This is a genomic window from Aquimarina macrocephali, from assembly GCF_051627225.1.
Classification (GTDB): domain Bacteria; phylum Bacteroidota; class Bacteroidia; order Flavobacteriales; family Flavobacteriaceae; genus Aquimarina; species Aquimarina macrocephali.
On the sequence record NZ_CP151795.1, the window covers coordinates 4,885,155 to 4,906,120 of the forward strand.

14 protein-coding genes are annotated in these 20,966 nt (G+C 33.3%); all 14 read left to right on the top strand.

Features of this window, described 5'->3' with window-relative positions:
- Positions 1–3 precede the first annotated feature (3 nt).
- The 14 genes from AAFU52_RS21680 (at position 4) to AAFU52_RS21745 (ending at position 20,942) form a co-directional block, all read left to right on the top strand.
- Positions 4–840, top strand: a complete 837-nt coding sequence (locus AAFU52_RS21680) for a DUF4249 family protein (protein ID WP_438423518.1) — start codon at positions 4–6, stop codon at positions 838–840.
- A gap of 14 nt (positions 841–854) precedes the next feature.
- Complete coding sequence (locus AAFU52_RS21685; RefSeq protein ID WP_438423519.1) at positions 855–1,982, top strand: serine hydrolase domain-containing protein; 1,128 nt, start codon at positions 855–857, stop codon at positions 1,980–1,982.
- Positions 1,983–2,310: 328 nt separating this feature from the next.
- Entirely contained in the window at positions 2,311–3,414 is a 1,104-nt protein-coding gene (locus tag AAFU52_RS21690) for a helix-turn-helix domain-containing protein (protein ID WP_438423520.1), read from the top strand.
- A 338-nt stretch (positions 3,415–3,752) separates the two neighbouring features.
- On the top strand, positions 3,753–6,980 hold the full coding sequence (locus AAFU52_RS21695; RefSeq protein ID WP_438423521.1) for a SusC/RagA family TonB-linked outer membrane protein: 3,228 nt from the start codon (positions 3,753–3,755) through the stop codon (positions 6,978–6,980).
- 14 nt (positions 6,981–6,994) lie between these two features.
- On the top strand, positions 6,995–8,296 hold the full coding sequence (locus AAFU52_RS21700; RefSeq protein ID WP_438423522.1) for a SusD/RagB family nutrient-binding outer membrane lipoprotein: 1,302 nt from the start codon (positions 6,995–6,997) through the stop codon (positions 8,294–8,296).
- Between the two features lie 155 nt (positions 8,297–8,451).
- Positions 8,452–8,994, top strand: coding sequence for a hypothetical protein (locus tag AAFU52_RS21705; RefSeq protein WP_438423523.1), 543 nt, complete (start codon positions 8,452–8,454; stop codon positions 8,992–8,994).
- A 256-nt stretch (positions 8,995–9,250) separates the two neighbouring features.
- On the top strand, positions 9,251–9,667 hold the full coding sequence (locus AAFU52_RS21710; protein WP_438423524.1) for an HYC_CC_PP family protein: 417 nt from the start codon (positions 9,251–9,253) through the stop codon (positions 9,665–9,667).
- 106 nt (positions 9,668–9,773) lie between these two features.
- Positions 9,774–13,508: an efflux RND transporter permease subunit gene (locus AAFU52_RS21715; protein ID WP_438423525.1), complete on the top strand. Its 3,735-nt coding sequence runs from the start codon at positions 9,774–9,776 to the stop codon at positions 13,506–13,508.
- Positions 13,505–14,740, top strand: a complete 1,236-nt coding sequence (locus AAFU52_RS21720) for a TolC family protein (RefSeq protein ID WP_438423526.1) — start codon at positions 13,505–13,507, stop codon at positions 14,738–14,740. The genes AAFU52_RS21715 and AAFU52_RS21720 overlap by 4 nt, the downstream gene beginning before the upstream one ends.
- A 13-nt stretch (positions 14,741–14,753) precedes the next feature.
- A complete protein-coding gene (locus tag AAFU52_RS21725) occupies positions 14,754–15,314 on the top strand; it encodes a DUF3347 domain-containing protein (protein WP_024770144.1) in 561 nt (186 codons plus the stop codon).
- 47 nt (positions 15,315–15,361) lie between these two features.
- The gene (locus tag AAFU52_RS21730) at positions 15,362–15,922 is read left to right on the top strand and encodes a helix-turn-helix domain-containing protein (protein WP_438423527.1); all 561 of its coding nucleotides are present in this window, start codon (positions 15,362–15,364) and stop codon (positions 15,920–15,922) included.
- A gap of 75 nt (positions 15,923–15,997) precedes the next feature.
- A complete protein-coding gene (locus AAFU52_RS21735; RefSeq protein WP_438423528.1) occupies positions 15,998–18,499 on the top strand; it encodes a heavy metal translocating P-type ATPase in 2,502 nt (833 codons plus the stop codon).
- Between the two features lie 18 nt (positions 18,500–18,517).
- Positions 18,518–19,231 carry a PepSY domain-containing protein gene (locus AAFU52_RS21740; protein WP_438423529.1) on the top strand — a complete coding sequence of 238 codons (714 nt, stop codon included), beginning with the start codon at positions 18,518–18,520 and terminating at the stop codon, positions 19,229–19,231.
- Positions 19,224–20,942 carry an efflux RND transporter periplasmic adaptor subunit gene (locus AAFU52_RS21745; protein ID WP_438423530.1) on the top strand — a complete coding sequence of 573 codons (1,719 nt, stop codon included), beginning with the start codon at positions 19,224–19,226 and terminating at the stop codon, positions 20,940–20,942. The genes AAFU52_RS21740 and AAFU52_RS21745 overlap by 8 nt, the downstream gene beginning before the upstream one ends.
- Positions 20,943–20,966 lie beyond the last annotated feature (24 nt).

Here is a 20,966-nt window from a genome sequence, read left to right on the forward strand (position 1 = left end):
ACTATGAAACCACTATATCGCATTATATTGATCATTTTTTCCTTTTTACCAATTGTAAGTTGTCTTGATGAAATAAAACCAGATGCAGAATTTGAGCCACAAGTTTTTATCTATGGATATCTTATCAATAACACAGATCATATAAAAATAACCATCCAAAAAACTGTTCCTGTTTATAATACTAATCTTGATCCTGTTAATGATGCATCTGTATCCTTATTTACCCAAGATACATTTGGAACTATTGCATTGCTGACTGATGATTTTATAGTTAATAATGGTGTTTATGAAAGTGCTGAAATGATTACTGGTCTTGTTGGTAATAAGTATTGGATTAAAGTAGTATTACAGGATGGAACTACCTACGAATCTGAACATGAACAATTAAAAATACCCGTACGCATAACCAATATTGAAAGAATTAATGGTTTCTCACGAGTTGGGTTTAGAGATCCTGATAATATTTCCAACTTTTATTTAGTTGGATATCGTTTTTATAATGATAGTGAGCTTATTGCTACCCATTTTGAGTTATCTAGTGATAATCTGTTTGACGGAAACGAGAATGCATTTATAGAAACAGAATATATTGATGGTAACGGTATAGGGATTAGTTTACAGAATCTCAATTTTCTAACCTATCAATATTATGTAACGTCTTTTGAGCAATATGAGAATCAGGTAGACTTTGGTAATCCAGAAACTACGGATCCTTTTTTGATATTTTCAAAACCTCCTGTGAATTTAATTGGAAATATTAGAAATACTACAGCTAATGAAACAGCACTAGGCTTTTTCGGGGTTTTTAGTGTAGATTATAGAGAGGCAATCTTTAATTAATAATAAATGTAAACATGAAAACATCTATATCTGGCTTTATCATTATTTTATTTATTTCTATAAGTTGTGAAAAAAGTGATGACCCATCCACAAATAAAGCTCAAGAGTTTAAAACCTTTCTTCAAAATGAAATGGAAAAGCAACACATTCCCGCAATGTCTGTTTTAGTATTCAAAGAAGATCAGATTCTCTTTGAAGAATATTTAGGAAAATCAAATATCGAAAAAGATAACAATTTAGAAAGTGACCACCTTTTTTTGTTAGCATCTGTCTCAAAATTAGTCGTTTCTACAGCATTATTGCAATTATATGATCAAGGTCATTTTTCTTTAGATGAAAATATTAATGAATACTTGCCGTTTTCTGTTCAGGTACCAAATCAGGCTGTTCCTATTACGTTTAGAATTTTATTAACGCATACTTCGGGGATACGTGATAATTGGGATATATTATCTAATCAATACTATTATGAAGAAGACAGTCCTATAGTATTAGACTATTATTTAGAAAATTACTTAGTTGCTGGAGGAGAGTATTATAATGAAGAAGAAAATTTCTATGATTTTGAACCCGGTAGCAATTTTAGATATTCAAATACCGGAAATGCATTAATTGCTGTATTAATTGAGGCAATTTCGGGTATTGATTTTAACACCTATTGTAAGCAACATATTTTTAGCCCTTTAGGTATGGTCAATACATTTTGGAGATATGATGAAATTTCACAACCAATAGTACAACCTTATCATTATATCGATGGTAAATATCAAGCTATCCCACATTATACATTTACAGATTACCCAAATGGGGGACTACGCTCCAATGTTAGAGATATGCATAAGCTATTAACAGTCTTTGTTTTAAATGGCCGATCTAATAATCACCAATTATTACAATCAGAGACAATCATTGAAATGCTGACACCACAAATACCAAACTTATATGGTCAAATGGGATTACATGTTTTTTATCTAGACGATAGTCGAAATTTATGGGGACATAGTGGAGGAAATGAAGGTGTTGCCACTATTGTTGCTTTTAATCCCGAATCAAAAATAGAAATACTACTATTTACAAATAATTGGGAAATTAAAATCTCTGATATATATCGTAAAGCTTATGATTTAGGGACTGATTTGTAAGAAAGCAGAATAATTTTTAATAAAACTACATCAAAATTAAATACTCATATTCGATTATAAGAAAGTTTGACTTTTATATGTTATAAATGATTATTTGTATAAATTATTTGTTAATCTCTATAAGCATATATAAAAATGCGTACATGCATTTACACTTTTATGTTTACAATCTGCTTATTTTGTATAATAAAAAAATACAACTTATATAATTTGTTATGTAGATGATGATGATTATTTATATGAGAAAAGTACCGACCTAAGTTGTGTCTGTTTTATAAAATGCATTTTTATCAGTAAATTGAAGTGTAAAGTAAAATTAAGTAGATACATGAAATCTCAAATTATCTTATTCCTGTTTTTTGCATTTTTAGGAGTTTTAATTTCATTACTATTCTTGAAAAAGCAAGGAGATCGTTTTGCAAATAGAATACTAGTTATATATACATTATTATCCTGTTATGAGATCATATATAATTGTTTACGATGGTCTGGTAAATTGTATACTATTGAATATGTACATTTAAATATGACTCATTTTCCTTTATGGTTAATTTATGGACCTTTGGTATATATATATGTGAGAAGAGTGATTTTTAATACGACGTTTAAGAAATCAGATATTTTATTTGTCATTCCTATTCTGATACTGATTCTTTTATTATCTCCTTTTTATTTCCTTTCTGCACAAAACAAATATGATACAATAGTTAATAATACAGTGAATGATTATATTTTATTACCATCATATGGTATTTGGATTATAATAGTATTTATGATTTTTTATGGAGGATTTACCTATCAAAAGTTCAAAAAAAGCACGAATGTTGGATATAAAGAAAAAAACTGGCTTCATTGGTTTATAGGTGCATATTTTGGTTTTGTCTTTTTGTTTACGCTTTATATTTTTTTAATTCGGTTTGAGATTATGGATGCTCAATATGATTATTTTATCGATATCGGAATTGTGTTTTTTGTTGGAGTATTGGTTTATTTTGGTTTTGTGCAACCCGATGTCTTTAGTGGGAAAAAGAGAATAAAAAATGTTGCCAATTTTTTTAAATACAAAAAAACAGGTCTTTCTAAACAAATTTCTATGGAACTTAAAGAAAACTTGGTTCAAATCATGGAAAACCAAAAACCATATTTAAATAGTGAATTAAGATTAGATGATTTATCTGATCTATTAAATTCTTCAAGAAATCATACTTCTCAGGTAATTAATGAACAATTTAATTTGTCTTTTTTTGATTTTATAAATAAGTATAGAATTAAAGATGCTTGCAAATTATTAGTAGATACTGATAAAAAAGCATTAAATAAAACTCAAATAGCCTATAGCGTAGGCTTTAATAATCGAACTTCATTTTATAAAGCTTTCAAAAAATTCACAAATCAAAGTCCTTCCAGTTATTCTCAAAGCATTGTATCATAACTAATTTTTCACAACATTTCTTTGATGCTTTCTATCGTAGTATTCTACGGGATGTAATTAATTATCTTTCTATTGATTCTTTGAATACCTTCTATATATACTATAAATATTTTGTTAACTTCTTTAAGGATATTTGTTAACCCCTTCACGCATAAACACTTATTCTATATAAACTACATTCTTTTGTAGGAGAAGGAATACTGGGTAAAGGATTAAGTAATATTCACATATAACACAATATGCTTTTGCCATTTGTCATTTTGAGTTAGCCACTCCCTATCGAATGTCTATTTATTTGGTATTCCTTTTTAAATCATTACTAATTTAATTGATTAACTATGAAATGTAAACGTAACAATTTATGGTTCTCTTTTGTACTATTATGCAGCAGTGTGTTGACTTTTGCACAAGAAAGAACAATTACAGGTACCGTTACTTATGATTTGGTTCCTTTACCAGGGGTAAATATTACTATTAAAGGAACCGGAGAGGGGACACAAACAGATTTTGACGGGAATTATACTATAAATGCCAAAACAGGGGATATCATACAGTTTAGTTATATAGGTATGCAAGCCCAGGAAAAAAAAATTGAACCATCCGTCGATATAATCAATATTTTATTTCAACAAGATAATAATGAATTGGATGAAATTGTAATTACGGCTTTAGGATTACAAAAAAAGAAAGACAATGACTTAAGTTCATCGACCACTTTGGATACAGAAGTGATCCAACGATCTGGAGAATCGGGGATAATCCAGGGGATGGCGGGAAAAACATCTGGAATCCGAATAACTAGAAATTCTGGAGACCCGGGCTCTGGAGCTTACATCCAAATTCGCGGACAAAATACAATTCTTGGAAATGCCACACCTATGATTATTATAGATGGTATACCTGTTTCAAATGCTAGTATAGGAGGTGGTACTGGTGGTGTCTCACAACAATCCAGGTTAAATGATATTAATCAAGATGATATTAGAAATGTAACCATCTTAAAAGGCGCCGCTGCCGCTGCGGTTTATGGTACAGGTGCAGCCAATGGTGTTATTGTTATTCAGACAAAAAAAGGAAGCGGAGACAAGGTGTCTGTCAATTTGAAATCTGCAGTCACATTCGATCAAATTAATGTAGAATATAATAAACAAGGGAAATACGGCCAGGGACTCCCAGATACAAGCATAACAGATTATGCATGGGTGCCGAATACAGGTTTTTCCTGGGGAGATAAGATTGCTGATAGATCAGGAGGCCTTGATGATGTAACTATTGGGCAAGAACGATTTGTAGCAGAATCTGGAAATGTTTATTACCCGATTACACAAAAAAATTCGAGAGAAGTTTTTAATACATCAAACCGAGATCAGGTATTTCAAACAGGATTCACCTTTGAAAATGCATTGTCTGTAAGTTTTTCAGGAGAAAAATCTAATTCATTTTTAAGCTATTCAGATTGGAATCAGCAAGGAATCATGAGAGGGCAATCAACCTATCATAGACAAACGTTTAGGCTTAATAATGAATTTGATATTTCAGAAAATATCACTGCAAGAATAACAACAAATTATAGTAAAATAAAAGCGCAACGAATACAACAAGGATCTAATCTTAATGGATTATATCTGGGCTACCTAAGAACTTCTCCAGATTTTGATAATAGAGATTATAAAGGTACTTATTATGATGATATAGGATTATCCAGTGCAAACGCTCATAGAGGATATAGAAGATATCTTGGTGATAGAGCCCCTTCATATAACAACCCTGGGTGGACTATTAATGAACAGAAAAACCCTAATATAGTTAATCGAATTATTATTAACCCAGAACTTAACTGGAAGGTTAGAAACAACATAACCTTTACTGCAAGATATGGGTTAGATTATTATACAGATAATAGAGAAACATTTTTCCCTGTTAATTCTGCAGGAGCAGCTTCAACAGGTTTTTTCTCTGATAGAACCATAATATCAAAAATAGAAAACTATAACTTTTTTATCAGTTCTAATTTTGACTTAGGAAACAATTTTAATCTTGGCTGGATCGCCGGAGTAAGCATGACAGATAATTATCAAAAATCTGAAACCGGAACCGAAACTAATTTCACAAATCCGATCGTAGGTGATTTATTGCTTTTCGGTAATTCTACGGTAGAGAATAATGGAATAGCTAGAACCATAACCGAAAGAAAAAAATCAGGAGCTTATACGGTAATCAATGCAGAATTATTTGACCAGTTACTTTTCGAATTCTCGGGCAGATATGAACGACCTTCTACTTTAAACGAATCCATATTTTATCCTAGTGCATCCATTGGTTGGCAATTTAGTAATCTAATTTCGGATTCTAAATTTTTAAGTTTTGGTAAAATAAGAGCCTCATATGGAGAGGTAGGTATTGAACCTGTTCCATATTCGAATATTACAACCTTTGCAGGTGGTGGTGTTGGCTCGGGATGGGGAGATGGTCTTGTAGGCGCATTATACGGAAATCCATTTGTTAGAAATTTTGTACAAGGAAACGCAGATTTAAAAGAAGAAAGAGTAAAAGAATATGAAGTAGGAGCCGATATAAGACTATTTAAAAACAATGTTAGTTTAGGATTTACATATTATGACAGGACCACAGAAGACGTGATCTTAAACCTTACTTTACCAGCATCGACAGGATATACAAACCGCCTGAATAATGCTGCTGAGATTTCTAATAAAGGATTTGAAATTGATTTGGGAATAGATATCATAGAGAGTGCAAGTGTAAGCTGGAAAATAGATGCTAATTTTTCCAAAAATAATAATATGGTAGAAGATTTAAGTGGCGTTGAATCTGTATTTCTGGCTGGTTTTGCAGGAACATCTTCCCGTGTAGTAGAAGGACATCCTATTGGTACGTTATGGGGAGGTAGATATCTTCGAAATACAGATGGAAGCCTAAATCTTGATGCTAATGGATTTCCACAGGCAGATCCTGTTAACGGAGTAATTGGAAACCCTAATCCAGATTGGACTGGTGGATTGGGTACCACATTTTCATGGAAAGGAGTAACGCTATCTGCACAATTTGAAACTTCTCAAGGAGGAGATATGTGGGCAGGAACGCGTGGTGTACTAAACTTCTTCGGTATAGACCCTGATACAGCCAATGAATCAGTAACTCCAACCGGAGGATTAACCAGCGCATCCGGAACAGTATATCCTGCAGGTACAACATTTAGAGGTAATATTCAAGATTTTGGAGCAGGCCCTGTCGCTTTGGATATCGATTGGTATACAGGAACAGGAGGCGGATTTGGGCCCTTGGCAGAGCAGTTTGTAGACGATGCCTCCTGGACACGATTAAGAGAGTTGTCTTTGTATTACTCTTTTCCGAAACGATTTTTTAAAAATATGGGGATAACCAATATGGAGATTGGTGTTACAGGAAGAAATTTGATATTGTGGACAGATTTTAAGGGAGTAGATCCAGATCTAAATCTTACCGGAGCAAGTTTAGGTAGGGGATTGGATTACTTTACTAATCCAGGTACAAAATCATATATAGCAACAGTAAAAATAGGATTCTAATAAAAAATAAAATGATGAAAAAAGCAATTATAACATTGATGATTATATTTTCATTTACAGCTTGTGATAGTTATGTAGAAGATGTAAATATCAATCCAAATGTATTTACAGATGCTCCAGGAGAATTAGTGATTGGCCAGGCAGAATTAGAACTAGTTCATCTTTTAGGTGGAGAAGCGGCTCGTTTGGCTGGAATCTTTGGAGATCAGTTTACAGGCGCGGATAGACAATATATAGCCTATAATAATTATACAATTACCGCACAAGGCTTTAATGGTACCTGGGCTAATACATATCAAGCTGGTTTTGCACAAGCAAAATTTACCAAAGAAAAAGCTATTGAGTCAGGAAATGTTGTGTTAGAAGGAGTTGCTCAAATTTTGATGGCTTGTTTTGCTGGAGAAACTACGTTATTGTACGGAGATGTTCCTTTTTCTGAAGCCGGAGATGCCGATAATTTTCCGAACCCTATTTATGATTCACAATCAGTAATACTTCAACAAATACAGGCAATACTATCTGAAGCTATAACAAAAGTAGATAATGCTACAGTAGAAGGATTCTACGGTAGTGGGATTTTTGAAGAAAATGATGCTATATGGAGTGAAATAGGGCATACGCTAAAAGCCAGATATTATATGGCGGCAAAAGATTACCCAAATGCATTAATAGAAGCTCAACAAGGAATTTCATCTTCTAATGGTGATTTGTTATCTAGTCATGCTACAGCTAATGGAGGAAGAAATTTGTTCTATCAGTTTGGTGCTCTGCTAAGAGGTGGATACCTCACTGTAGAGGACTCTCATTTACGAAAATTAGTCGCAGGAGTTACACCAAGACTATTAGTTACTCCAGGAGACAGTAATAGAGCAACTATATATTTTGATGGTATTGAACTAAATTATAATAGTAATGGATATTTTGGTGAAATAGCTCCTTTACGATTAATAACATGGCTTGAAACAAAATTAATAGAAGCAGAATCTGCTGCAAGAACTGGTGGTGATGGACTAACCCCGTTTAATCAGGTTAGAGATTATCTAGCAACAGTATACGGAGGTAGTTTTCCTCATTCTACATCTACAGGAACAACATTAATCAATGAAATATTGGAGGAAAAATATATCTCTTTAATAGGACAATTATCAGTTTTTAGTGATCTACGTAGAACAGATAATGCACTAGGGATACCTATTAAATCCTCTACAGCACCTGGAATACCTGAGCGATTTCTATACCCACAATCAGAAATAAATGCAAATTCTAATTTCCCGGGAGTCGAAAGTTTATTTGTTGCTACACCGATCAATCAATAATTAATTCTAAAGTAATCATAAAAGTATATTTCATAATTTTTGTTAGTCTGAACCTGCCGAAGATTGCTTAATCATCAAAACTATAAAACTTCGGCAGGTTTAATTTTATAATAAAAATTTACTTTTCAGATTTTACTTATATCCAAGACATAAACATGAATATTACTATAATTTCTAAAAGTGTAATTCTTGTAATAGTTTTAATAACCATTATTATACTAGTAAATGGTTGTACAAATAAAAAAGAAGAAGTAGTAAAAAATAACCCTATCCTGGGTTCCTGGAGTATAGAAGAAGTACAATGGATAACAAAAGATACTATTTATTCAATAAAACAACCATTACCGGGTATTTTTATGGTTACACCAAAAAGGTATTCTATTATATGGACAGCAACAGATACATCCAGAAAACCCTTTAAAAACCTATCCCATCCTACAGAAGAAGAAATGATTTCGGGATTTAGAACTATAGTATTCAACTCAGGAACGTATACAGCTACTGATTCTACTTTTAACGTACAAGCTATTATCGCTAAAGTACCTGGTTTTGAAGGGGGAAAACAAAGTTTTATATATGATCTAAAAGGAGGTCTTTTAAAATTAAAAATGATTGACGAAACCTATCCCGATGGCCAAAAACCTAGTTGGTTTGGAAAATTAGAAACTCAATTTGTTATGAAAAGAATAGATAAGTAATAGATTTCAAATAACCTTCAAGATTTTATAATAATTATATGTACTAAATATGACTAAAAAAGACTGACCAATCTTCATAAATAAGGAACCATAAAATGTGATTATAAGACAACTAAAGACGAGATAATTGACCTTAACTATTATGGAAAAGTCTTTTGATGTAAGAAATATTTAGAGGTTTATTTCTTAAAAACAAAGATTAAACTTCTGTTAAACAAAATTTGTTATATCTATTTTTTGTAGATTTGTTAGATAAATGAAAAAATTTATCCATAAAATATCTGCTGTTTTAATGGCATTAATAGTAATGGCATCTACAATGTCGTTTACATTAGATATGCATTATTGTGGAAATACTTTGGTTGATATTGCCTTGTTTAAAGAAGCAAAGACTTGTGGAATGGAACAGCAAATGTCTGATTCGGTTGCATGTTCAATACTGGCCAAAAAAAGCTGTTGTACCGATAAACAACTTACTTTTGAAGGACAAGATGAACTTCAAAATTCATTAGATAAAATCACTTTAGAGCAACAAGCTTTTGTTGCAATTTTTTATTACTCATATATAAACCTTTTTGAAGGACTTGAGAATAATGTCATCCCTTTTAAAGAGTATCCACCTCCTTTCTTGGTCAAGGATATTCAAGTGCTTAACGAAACCTTTCTTATTTGATACATTAGATAATTATAATTATGCCCGATGACGTCCATCTGGGCTAGAGTTGTTGTTTGTAATTCAAAAACAATGTCTTTCTCTAATTATTTAATAATCAAAGTATATGCTAAATAAAAGCATCAAATTTCTTATCGAGAATAAATTGGTTGCAGTCCTTTTACTAGCTCTTTTTGTAGGGTGGGGTATTGTAAATGCACCATTTGGTTGGCAAACAGGAATATTACCTAGTGACCCTGTAGCAGTCGATGCCATACCCGATATTGGTGAAAACCAGCAAATCGTATTTACAAAATGGCAGGGGCGATCACCGCAAGATATAGAGAACCAGATTACGTATCCTTTAACTACTTCACTTTTAGGAGTGCCAGGAGTAAAAACCATTCGTAGTTCTTCAATGTTTGGATTTTCTAGTATTTATATCATTTTTGAAGAAGATGTAGAATTCTACTGGAGCAGGAGCCGTATTCTGGAAAAACTAAATTCTTTACCTATCGGGCTATTACCAAATGGAGTAAATCCAAGTTTGGGGCCAGATGCAACTGGATTGGGCCAGATTTTTTGGTATACTTTAGAAGGACGAGACGAAAACGGAAACGTAACAGGTGGTTGGGATTTACAAGAATTAAGAAGTATCCAGGATTACTATGTGAAATATGGATTATCATCTGCAAGTGGAGTATCAGAGGTAGCCTCTATAGGTGGGTATGTACAAGAATATCAGGTAGATGTAAATCCAGAGCTAATGCGCCAGTACAACATTAGCTTACAACATATTGTCGATGCAGTTAAGCAATCAAATCGGGATATCGGTGCACAGACGTTAGAAATTAACCAGGCAGAATATCTTGTTCGCGGTTTGGGGTATATAAAATCTATAGCAGATATCGAAAATGCAGTAGTGACCTCAGAAGAATTTACATCAATACGTATTAAAGATGTTGCCAATGTTAGTTTAGGACCAGAGGCCAGAAGAGGTATCTTGGATAAAGAAGGTGCAGAAGTAGCAGGAGGTGTGGTCGTTGCACGCTATGGCGCAAACCCATTAGAGGTTATCAGTAACGTAAAAGATAAAATTACAGAACTCAGTAGCGGATTGCCATCTAAACAACTAAAAGATGGTCGTACTTCGCAATTAACAATAGTTCCTTTTTATGATCGAACCGAACTTATTCATGAAACATTAGGCACACTTAACGAGGCACTTACCTTAGAAATTTTGATCACCTTTCTTGTTATCATTATTATGGTATTTAACCTCAGGGCATCAATTCTTATTTCAGGACTCTTGCCCGTAGCTGTTTTAATGGTTTTTATAGCCATGAAACTCTTTGGTATTGATGCTAATATTGTTGCTTTATCTGGTATTGCTATCGCTATCGGTACTATGGTCGATGTGGGAGTCATACTTTCAGAAAATATTATAAGGCATCTCGATGATAATAAAAATCATTTGCCAGTGAATACAGTTGTATATAATGCTACCACCGAAGTTTCTGGTGCAATATTGACAGCAGTACTAACTACAATAATCAGTTTCCTACCTGTATTTACGATGATTGGAGCAGAAGGAAAACTATTCAGACCATTAGCATTTACCAAAACTATGGCACTTACAGCATCAATCATAGTAGCTTTATTCTTGATTCCACCGTTTGCTGCGTTTTTATTCAAAAGGAAGAATATTAAAACTTCAGTGAGTTATGTTATTAGTAGTATTTTGATTGTATTAGGATGTATAGTTATTCTTAATGGTATATCGCTAGGTATAATCCTGATAGCTTTTGGGATCACAACAATTCTTGGTTTGAGAGGTATACTTTCCCAAAGCCAGGTTAATTTGGGTAATATTATAATATCTGCTGTAACAATTATATTTCTATTGGCAGAGTACTGGCGACCGTTGGGTGTGGATAAAAACATCTTTTGGAATCTTGTGTTTGTAGGAATTATATGTTTTGGGTTGTTGGGTACTTTTACCCTTTTTAGAAAATACTATACCCGAATTTTGCTATGGGCATTAAAAAATAAGGTACTATTCCTATCACTTCCTGCTATTATTATTGTTTTTGGGTTTTTAATTATGAAAAATACTGGGAAAGAATTTATGCCTTCATTAAACGAAGGTTCTTTCCTATTGATGCCAACCACATTATCACACGCGGGGGTAGCAGAAAACAAGAGAATACTGCAACAATTGGATATGGCAGTAGCCAATATCCCAGAGGTTAAGACTGTTGTTGGTAAAGCTGGTAGAATAGAATCTGCTCTTGATCCGGCTCCATTATCGATGTATGAGAATATCATTTTGTATACACCAGAGTATATGCTGAATGAAAAAGGGAAGAGACAACGATATAAGATTAATGATGATGGACTATTTATTGATGTAAATGGAAATCTGATTTATAATGAAAACTATGATGTTGACTCTGGTAAAATCAGTAATGCCTCAAAAAAGAAATATTTCTCTATTAAAAGAGGAAACCTTGTTCCCGATAATAATGGAGAATTCTATCGTAACTGGAGACCAGAAATCAAGAATCCAGACGATATTTGGAGTCAAATCATAAAAGTCACAAAATTACCTGGAGTAACTTCGGCACCGAAACTACAACCAATAGAAACTCGATTGATAATGCTACAAACGGGAATGCGAGCCCCAATGGGTATTAAAGTAAAAGGGCAGAATTTAAAACAAATTGAAGCTTTTGGAATCCAATTAGAAGAGATACTAAAAGAAGTAGATGGAGTAAAAGAAGAAGCAGTGTTTGCAGATCGTATTGTTGGAAAACCTTATTTGCTTTTAGACATTGATAGAGAACAATTGGTACGTTATGGAGTATCGGTTGAACAGGTTCAGCAAATTCTCGAAGTAGCAATAGGGGGAATTTCACTTACACAAACGGTGGAAGGTAGAGAACGTTATGGAGTTCGAGTACGCTATCCACGCGAACTTCGGGCTAATCCAACAGATCTCGAAACTATCTATGTTCCTTTGGAAAAAGGAAGTTCGATACCGCTAAGCGAATTAGTGGATATTCGTTATGAACAAGGGCCGCAAGTGATAAAAAGTGAAGATACATTTCTAGTGGGCTATGTTTTATTTGATAAGAAAGATGGTTTTGCAGAAGTAAATGTTGTTAAGAATGCACAAAACTTAATAAAAACCAAGATTGATAATAGTGAACTGATTGTTCCAAAAGGAATAACCTATCAATTCACAGGTACGTATGAAAATCAATTGAGAGCAGAAAAGACATTATCGATTGTAGTACCTTTGGCTTTGGCCATTATCTTTTTAATACTCTACCTTCAGTTTCGCTCAATAACTACTTCATTAATAGTATTTACAGGTATTGCAGTAGCTTTTTCTGGTGGATTTTTAATGATCTGGTTATATGGTCAAGATTGGTTTTTAAACATCAATTTCTTTGATAAAAACTTGCGAGATCTGTTTCAAGTTCACACCATCAATCTAAGTGTTGCCGTATGGGTCGGTTTCATTGCACTTTTTGGTATTGCTACAGATGATGGAGTAGTAATGGCGACTTATCTTAAACAGACTTTTGATAAAAATGAACCGAAATCCCTTAATGATATTAGAACATCTGTGATCGAAGCAGGAGAGAAGAGAATTCGCCCTTGCCTAATGACCACTGCAACTACAATTCTTGCATTATTACCAATATTAACATCTACTGGGCGTGGGAGTGATATTATGATACCAATGGCAATTCCTTCATTTGGCGGAATGGGGATTGCCCTTATAACACTATTTGTTGTACCGGTATTATTTGGCTGGAAAAAAGAAGTTCAACTTAAAAAAATGAGTAAATGAAGCATTTAAATATCATACTAGGGTTTCTTTTTATTTCAGTTTTTACACATGCTCAACAACTTGAATTATATATTCAAGAAGGATGGCGTAATAGTTCTAATATTCAGTATTTTGAGTTGCGTTATGCAGTTGCAAAAGAAAAAATAAAAGAAGTGAATACGTTGCCTAATACACAGTTGAGTGCAGGGTATTTTGTAAGTGAACCAGAGACACGTACAGGTGCACAACGTGCAAAATTTTCTGTCAAACAAAAGTTACCATGGTTTGGAACAATTACAGCAAGAGAGAATTATTCTACGGCCATGGCAGAGACAGAATATGTAGACATTGTAATTGCGAAAAGAAAATTAGCCCTTTCGATTTCTCAATCGTATTATAAATTATTTGCAATACAAAGCAAACAAAAGATACTTGAAGATAATATTCTACTATTACAAACCTACGAGAAACTCGCACTAACATCTATCGAAGTGGGTAAAAGCTCTGCAGTAGATGTATTAAAACTACAAATGCGTCAAAATGAGCTAGAACAACATAAAGCAGTACTCAAAGAAAGCTTTTTGGCAGAACAAATAGCTTTTAATGCTTTACTCAATAGAGATTCGGGCATTGATATGATTGTCCCCGGCAAAATGGACATACCATCAGAAGATCCTATTACCAACAAGGAAAATTTACAACTTAACCCAGAACTAATTAAATACGATAAGATATATGAAAGCATAAAACAATCAGAATTGCTTAATCGAAAAGAAAAGTCTCCACAAATTGGCTTTGGACTTGACTATATACCAGTATCAGAGAGAAATGATGTTACTATAAATGATAATGGTAAAGATATTATAATGCCTATGGTATCTTTTTCTATCCCTATATTTAATAAGCGTCATGATTCCCGAACTCGTCAAAACAAATTACGTCAACAAGAAATTACAGCACAAAAAGAAGAACGATTAAACCATATGGAAACGATTTTAGGGAAGGCTGTTTCCAATAGAAATACTGCAAGAATCAAATACAATACTCAGAAAGAAAATTTAAAACAAGCCAAAAATGCAGAAGAAATACTGATAAAAAGCTATGAAACAGGAACTATAGATTTTAATGATGTGTTAGACATCCAGGAACTACAACTTAAATTTCAGCTAAATCAGATAGAGAGTATACAATTATACTATACACAAGCTGCGATTATCAATTATTTAACAAATCAAAAAAACAAAACTATTTAAAAAAGTAAACAAAATGAGAAACTTAAAAATTTATGATATAAGAGTAATTATAGTAGCAATACTAGGATTAACAATACTATCTTGCAAAGAGAATAAAACATCTAAAACAGATGAAAAACAGGAACATTCTGAAATGGGTCATAATAATGATCATAGTAGTCATGAAGGAGAGCAAACAAAGGAAGTTCAGTTTAAAAATGTAGAAACAGCAGAAGCTTTTCAGCATTATATCCATATCAAAACAGCTTTGGTAAATACAGATGCTAATGAAGCTAAAGCAGGAGCTCAAATGCTTGCCAAAGTAACAGAAAATACAGCTCTAAAAACGGCGGTTGAGGCAATAACAAATACAGATGATATCGAGGAGCAAAGAAAAGCGTTCATAGAAATTACTGCACAAATGGAAACTGCGCTTAAAGGAGCATTGTCGTCTGGAGAGGTTTATAAGCAATATTGTCCAATGGCATTTGATAATACAGGTGGATATTGGTTATCTAAAGAAAAAGAAATTAGGAACCCATATTTTGGGGATCGAATGCTAAAATGTGGTAGTGTTGCCGAAACTATTCGATAATTACACTAGCTATTCCATCTGACTTCTAAAACAATAAATACAACCAGATGAAAAAAGTTTTAATCAAAAACATGGTCTGTAACCGATGTAAAACTGTACTACAACAGGAATTTAAAAATGCTAAAATCCCTGTTGAAACAATAGAATTGGGAGAGATCATGTTTAGTAATATTGACGCCATTACTTATAAAAAAGTAAATGAAATTATTATTCGTAATGGTTTCGAGATCATAAATGATGAAGTAGCTCTTATTGTAGAACAAGTGAAATCCTATTTGATAAGTGAATTGTCAAATGATGGTATGTTAAATAAAAATCTATCTGATCTTATTTCCAAACATATACATAAGGATTATTCTGTGATAAGTAAATTGTTTAGTAGTAATGAGGGCTTGACTATAGAAAAATATTTCATTCGCCTTAAAATTGAAAAAGCAAAGGAATATATTCAAATGGGAAACTTAAGTTTTTCTGAAATAGCACATTCATTGAACTATAAAAGTGGAAGTCATTTGGCAAAACAATTTAAAACAATTACTGGAATGTCTATGAGTAGTTTTAAAAATCTACAATCGTGGGATCGTCAACCACTGGACAAAATTGTATAAGAAGAAACCATAATTATCAAATAGGAAGAGATGTAAACTCAATAATTTTACTGGTTGAACATTGAAAATTAAAAAATGAAACATACATATAAAATATCTGGGATGACTTGTAATGGCTGTCGTGGCCATGTGGAGCACATACTTGATACTATGGATGGGGTGACCAGTGCGTCTGTTGATCTGGAGAAATCAGAAGCAATTATTGAAACAAAAGAACACATTTCTTTAGCTATTTTTCAAGAGACATTAGCGCAAGAAGGTGGACGTTACAGTATCCACCTTCCGGGGACACAAGATCAGAATGATAAACCAAAACAGGTTAAGCCTAAAGGAAAAGGTACAGGAGTTTTTTATTGCCCAATGCATTGCGAAGGAGATAAAACATACAATGCGTTACAGGATTGTCCTGTATGTGGGATGGATTTAGTTGAAGAAATAACATTACATACAATTGCTGTAGAACAGTATACCTGTCCAATGCATCCAGAAGTAATTAAAGATGCCCCTGGTGCATGTTCTATTTGTGGTATGGATCTAATAGTGTTACAACCAGATCTTTCTGAAGAAGAAAAGAATTATAAAAAATTATTAAGGAAATTCTGGATAGCTGTACTATTTACGGTTCCTATTTTTATAATAGCGATGTCAGATATGTTTTCGAGTAATCCGCTTAATGATATTTTGGAATTAAAATATAGAAATTGGATTCAGTTTGGACTTTCTGTTCCTGTAGTGTTCTATGCCACCTGGATGTTTTTTGAGCGTGCTTTTCGTTCTATAAAAATCTGGAACCTCAATATGTTTACTCTTATAGGCATTGGTGCGGGTACTGCATGGTTATTTAGTATTTTAGCAATGCTTTTTCCAAGTTTTTTTCCAGATCAGTTTAAAACAGAATCAGGAACAGTACATGTATATTTTGAAGCGGCCACCGTTATCTTAACACTTGTACTTTTAGGCCAGGTATTAGAATCACGAGCACACAGCAAAACAAACACTGCAATTAAGGAGCTGTTGAAACTGGCACCTAACAAAGCAATACGTGTTGTAGAAGGTAAAGAAGAAGAAATTTCTATTGATCAGATAGAATTGAATGATATACTACGAGTAAAACCAGGAGATAAAATTCCAGTAGATGGATCAATCTTTCAAGGGCAAACATCTGTAGACGAATCAATGATCACAGGTGAACCAATACCAGTAGATAAGGTAGAAGGTGATCTGGTGAGTAGTGGAACCATTAATGGAAATCATTCCTTCTTATTGAAAGCAGAAAAAGTTGGAGCTGATACGTTGTTATCAAAAATTATCCAAATGGTAAATGATGCAAGTCGTAGTCGTGCTCCTATCCAAAAACTGGCAGATAGTGTTTCGGGATATTTTGTGCCTATAGTGGTTATCATTGCCTTAATCACATTTGTCATTTGGGCAGTTTATGGTCCCGAACCTACTTATGTTTATGCATTTGTAAATGCAATTGCTGTACTTATAATTGCCTGTCCATGTGCTTTGGGTCTGGCTACACCAATGTCTGTAATGGTTGGAGTTGGTAAGGGAGCTCAAAATGGTGTGTTGATTAAAAGAGCAGAAGCACTCGAAACAATGAACAAAGTGGATACTCTTATTGTGGATAAGACAGGAACCATAACTGAAGGAAAACCAACTGTTGAAAATGTAGAAGCTTTCGGAGATCGATTTAGTAAAGAAGAAATCCTTCAATATATCATTTCTCTTAATAATTTAAGTGAACATCCATTGGCTCAGGCAACACTAAAATATGGAAAAGAACAGCATATTGAATTATTAGATGTAAGTGAATTTAAAGCTGTAACAGGGAAAGGAGTAGAAGGAAACATCGCAAATGTAAAAGTGATATTGGGTAATGCAAAAATGTTAGAATATGCCAATGTACCTATTTCAGTTGAACTTAAAAAACAAGCTGAATCTTATCAGAAAAAAGGAAAAACAGTTTCTTTTTTATCTCTCGATCAAGATGTAGCAGGTTATATCGTTATAGGAGATAAAATCAAAGAAACTAGTCGTGAAGCTATTAAGCAGTTACAGGATAATGGAATTGATGTAACCATGCTTACCGGGGATAATTACAGTACCGCCTATGCGGTAGCTAACGAGCTTAATCTCAAAAACTTTAAAGCAGAGATGTTACCCGAGGATAAGCTTAGTGAAGTCAAAAAATTACAAGATAGCGGTAAAGTGGTTGCAATGGCTGGAGATGGTATTAATGATGCTCCTGCTCTTGCAAAAAGCGATGTTGGTATTGCGATGGGTACAGGTACCGATGTGGCTATAGAGAGTGCGACTATTACTTTGGTAAAAGGAGATTTACAGGGTATTGTAAAGGCAAAAAAATTAAGTGATAAAGTAATGAAGAATATCAAGCAAAATCTTTTCTTCGCACTTATTTATAACACACTAGGGGTGCCGATAGCAGCTGGGGTACTTTTTCCTTTTTTCGGAATCTTATTATCTCCTATGATTGCAGCTCTGGCAATGAGTTTTAGTTCTGTATCAGTAATAACTAATGCTTTACGATTAAAAACAATACATATCAATTAGATATGAAAATGAATACATATGGTTAAAAGGCAAACAGCAACAAAAATTAGAAAAGCACACAGGTATTTAGGCCTCTTTTTAGGAATCCAGTTTCTGCTATGGACAGTTAGTGGCCTGTATTTTAGCTGGACAGATATTGATGATATTCATGGAGATCAGTTTAAAAATGAAAATGTTGATGTTATATCCTTTAATGACTTGATAAAACCTTCTCAAATAGAAACAAAGGAAGCTATCAAATCACTAGAACTTAAAGAAATAGCTGGACAACCGTATTATTGGATAAATGAGAAGCAACTTTTTAATGCAAATACTGGAGTTATAAAATTAGAAATAACTGCTTCTGAAGCTCTGAAAATTGCAGAAAAAAATATGCATCCAGAATTAAAAGTAAAAAGTGTTGACAAAATAAGTGAAGTAGGTAATCATCATGAGTATCGAGAAAGACCACTACCTGCTTATGTTATTTCATATGAGCACTCTCAAAATGTAAAAGCATATATCTCGGTAAAAGATGGAAGTTTTCAAAGAGTGAGACACCGATCGTGGCGTTGGTTTGATTTCCTCTGGATGACTCATACAATGGATTATGAAGGAAGAGACAATTTTAATACAATCATTCTTAGAACTTTCTCTCTATTAGGATTAATAACAGTACTAAGTGGGTTCACTTTATGGTTTATATCCTCGCCGACAATTAGAAAAATAAAAAAAAATAAACGTCATGAATAAGAACATCATTTATATTGGTATAGCAGTTCTTGTAGGGCTATTAGGAGGTTACTTTATTTTTGGAACTAGTAATTCTACTAAACACAATCACAATAACGATCAGGAAGAAGCTACAACAAACCAAATGTGGACCTGCTCAATGCATCCTCAAATTATGCAGACAGAACCTGGTGATTGTCCAATATGTGGTATGGATCTAATTCCGGCAGGAACCAAAACTGATGGTCTTTCTGCTGATCAATTTAAAATGACCGAAAATGCAATGGCACTGGCAAATATCCAAACTACTAGAGTCGGAAATTTGACAGGAGTTGATAAAAATAAGATTATACTATCTGGAAAAATAATGGAAAATGAAGAAGCAAATGCAGTACAAGCTAGCTATTTTGATGGTAGAATCGAACGGTTAAATGTTAATTATAAAGGACAAGAAGTTAGAAAAGGGCAAAGATTAGCAACTATTTATGCACCAAACCTTGTCGCAGCACAACAAGAACTTATTACGGCATTATCACTTAAAGAATCCCAACCAATACTATATAAAGCTGTTCGTAATAAATTAAAGTTATGGAAACTTTCAGACAACCAAATCAATGCAATAGCGTCTTCTGGTAAAGTTCAGGAAAACTTTCCTGTTTATGCTACAGTTTCGGGTACCGTATCAGAGGTAATGAGTGCAGAAGGAGATTATGTAAAACAGGGGCAGCCTATTTTAAAAGTAAGTAACCTGAGTACAGTATGGGCAGAATTTGATGTATATGAAAATCAAATTGCACAATTTAGCAAAGGACAGCGAATCGATATTATCACTACTGCATATCCAGATAAAAAATTTAATGGCACAATATCTTTTATAAACCCAGTTTTAAATACTAAAACAAGAACCGTTACAATAAGAACTAACCTTAGCAATCGAGATCATCTTTTTAAGCCAGGGATGTTTGTAACTGGTAGTGTTGCAAGTAAAAGTGAGACTACAGAACAACTTATTGTTCCGGCAAGTGCTGTACTATGGACTGGTGAGCGCTCTGTAGTATACATAAAAACAAGTGCTACCGAACCTATTTTTGAAATGAGAGAAGTATTGCTGGGAAATGCTACGGGAAATACATATATAATTCTAAATGGGCTCAATAATGGTGATGAGATAGTAACAAACGGAGCATTTACCGTTGATGCCGCAGCACAATTACAAGGAAAAAAATCAATGATGAACAAAGAAGGAGGAAAGATGATGACTGGTCATGAAGGGCATTTGGGAATGCAAATGGAATTATCAAAATCATTTCAGAAAGATTTTTTACCAGCCTTTATACCATACTTACAAATGAAAGATGCATTTGTAGAATCTAATGCTTCTCAGGTTTCTATTTTTGCGAAAACAACAAGTAAAATCTTAAAAGCAATTAAAACTTCAAATTTAAGCGAGATAGAAAAAACTCATCTATCAAAGAGTATCAGGGTATTAGATAATATTGCCAACAACAAAGAATTAGAAAAACAAAGAACCTATTTTGTAGTATTAAATGAGAATATCGTAGCTCTAATATCTAACTTTACCAAATTAAATACAGCAATATATGTACAAAAATGCCCTATGGCTAATACCAATAAAGGAGCTATTTGGATAAGTGGAGAAAAAGAAATTCGTAACCCATATTTTGGTGATGCAATGCTAACTTGTGGCAGCGTTATTAATACAATTAAATAAAAGTAAGGAAATAAGAATATTTTT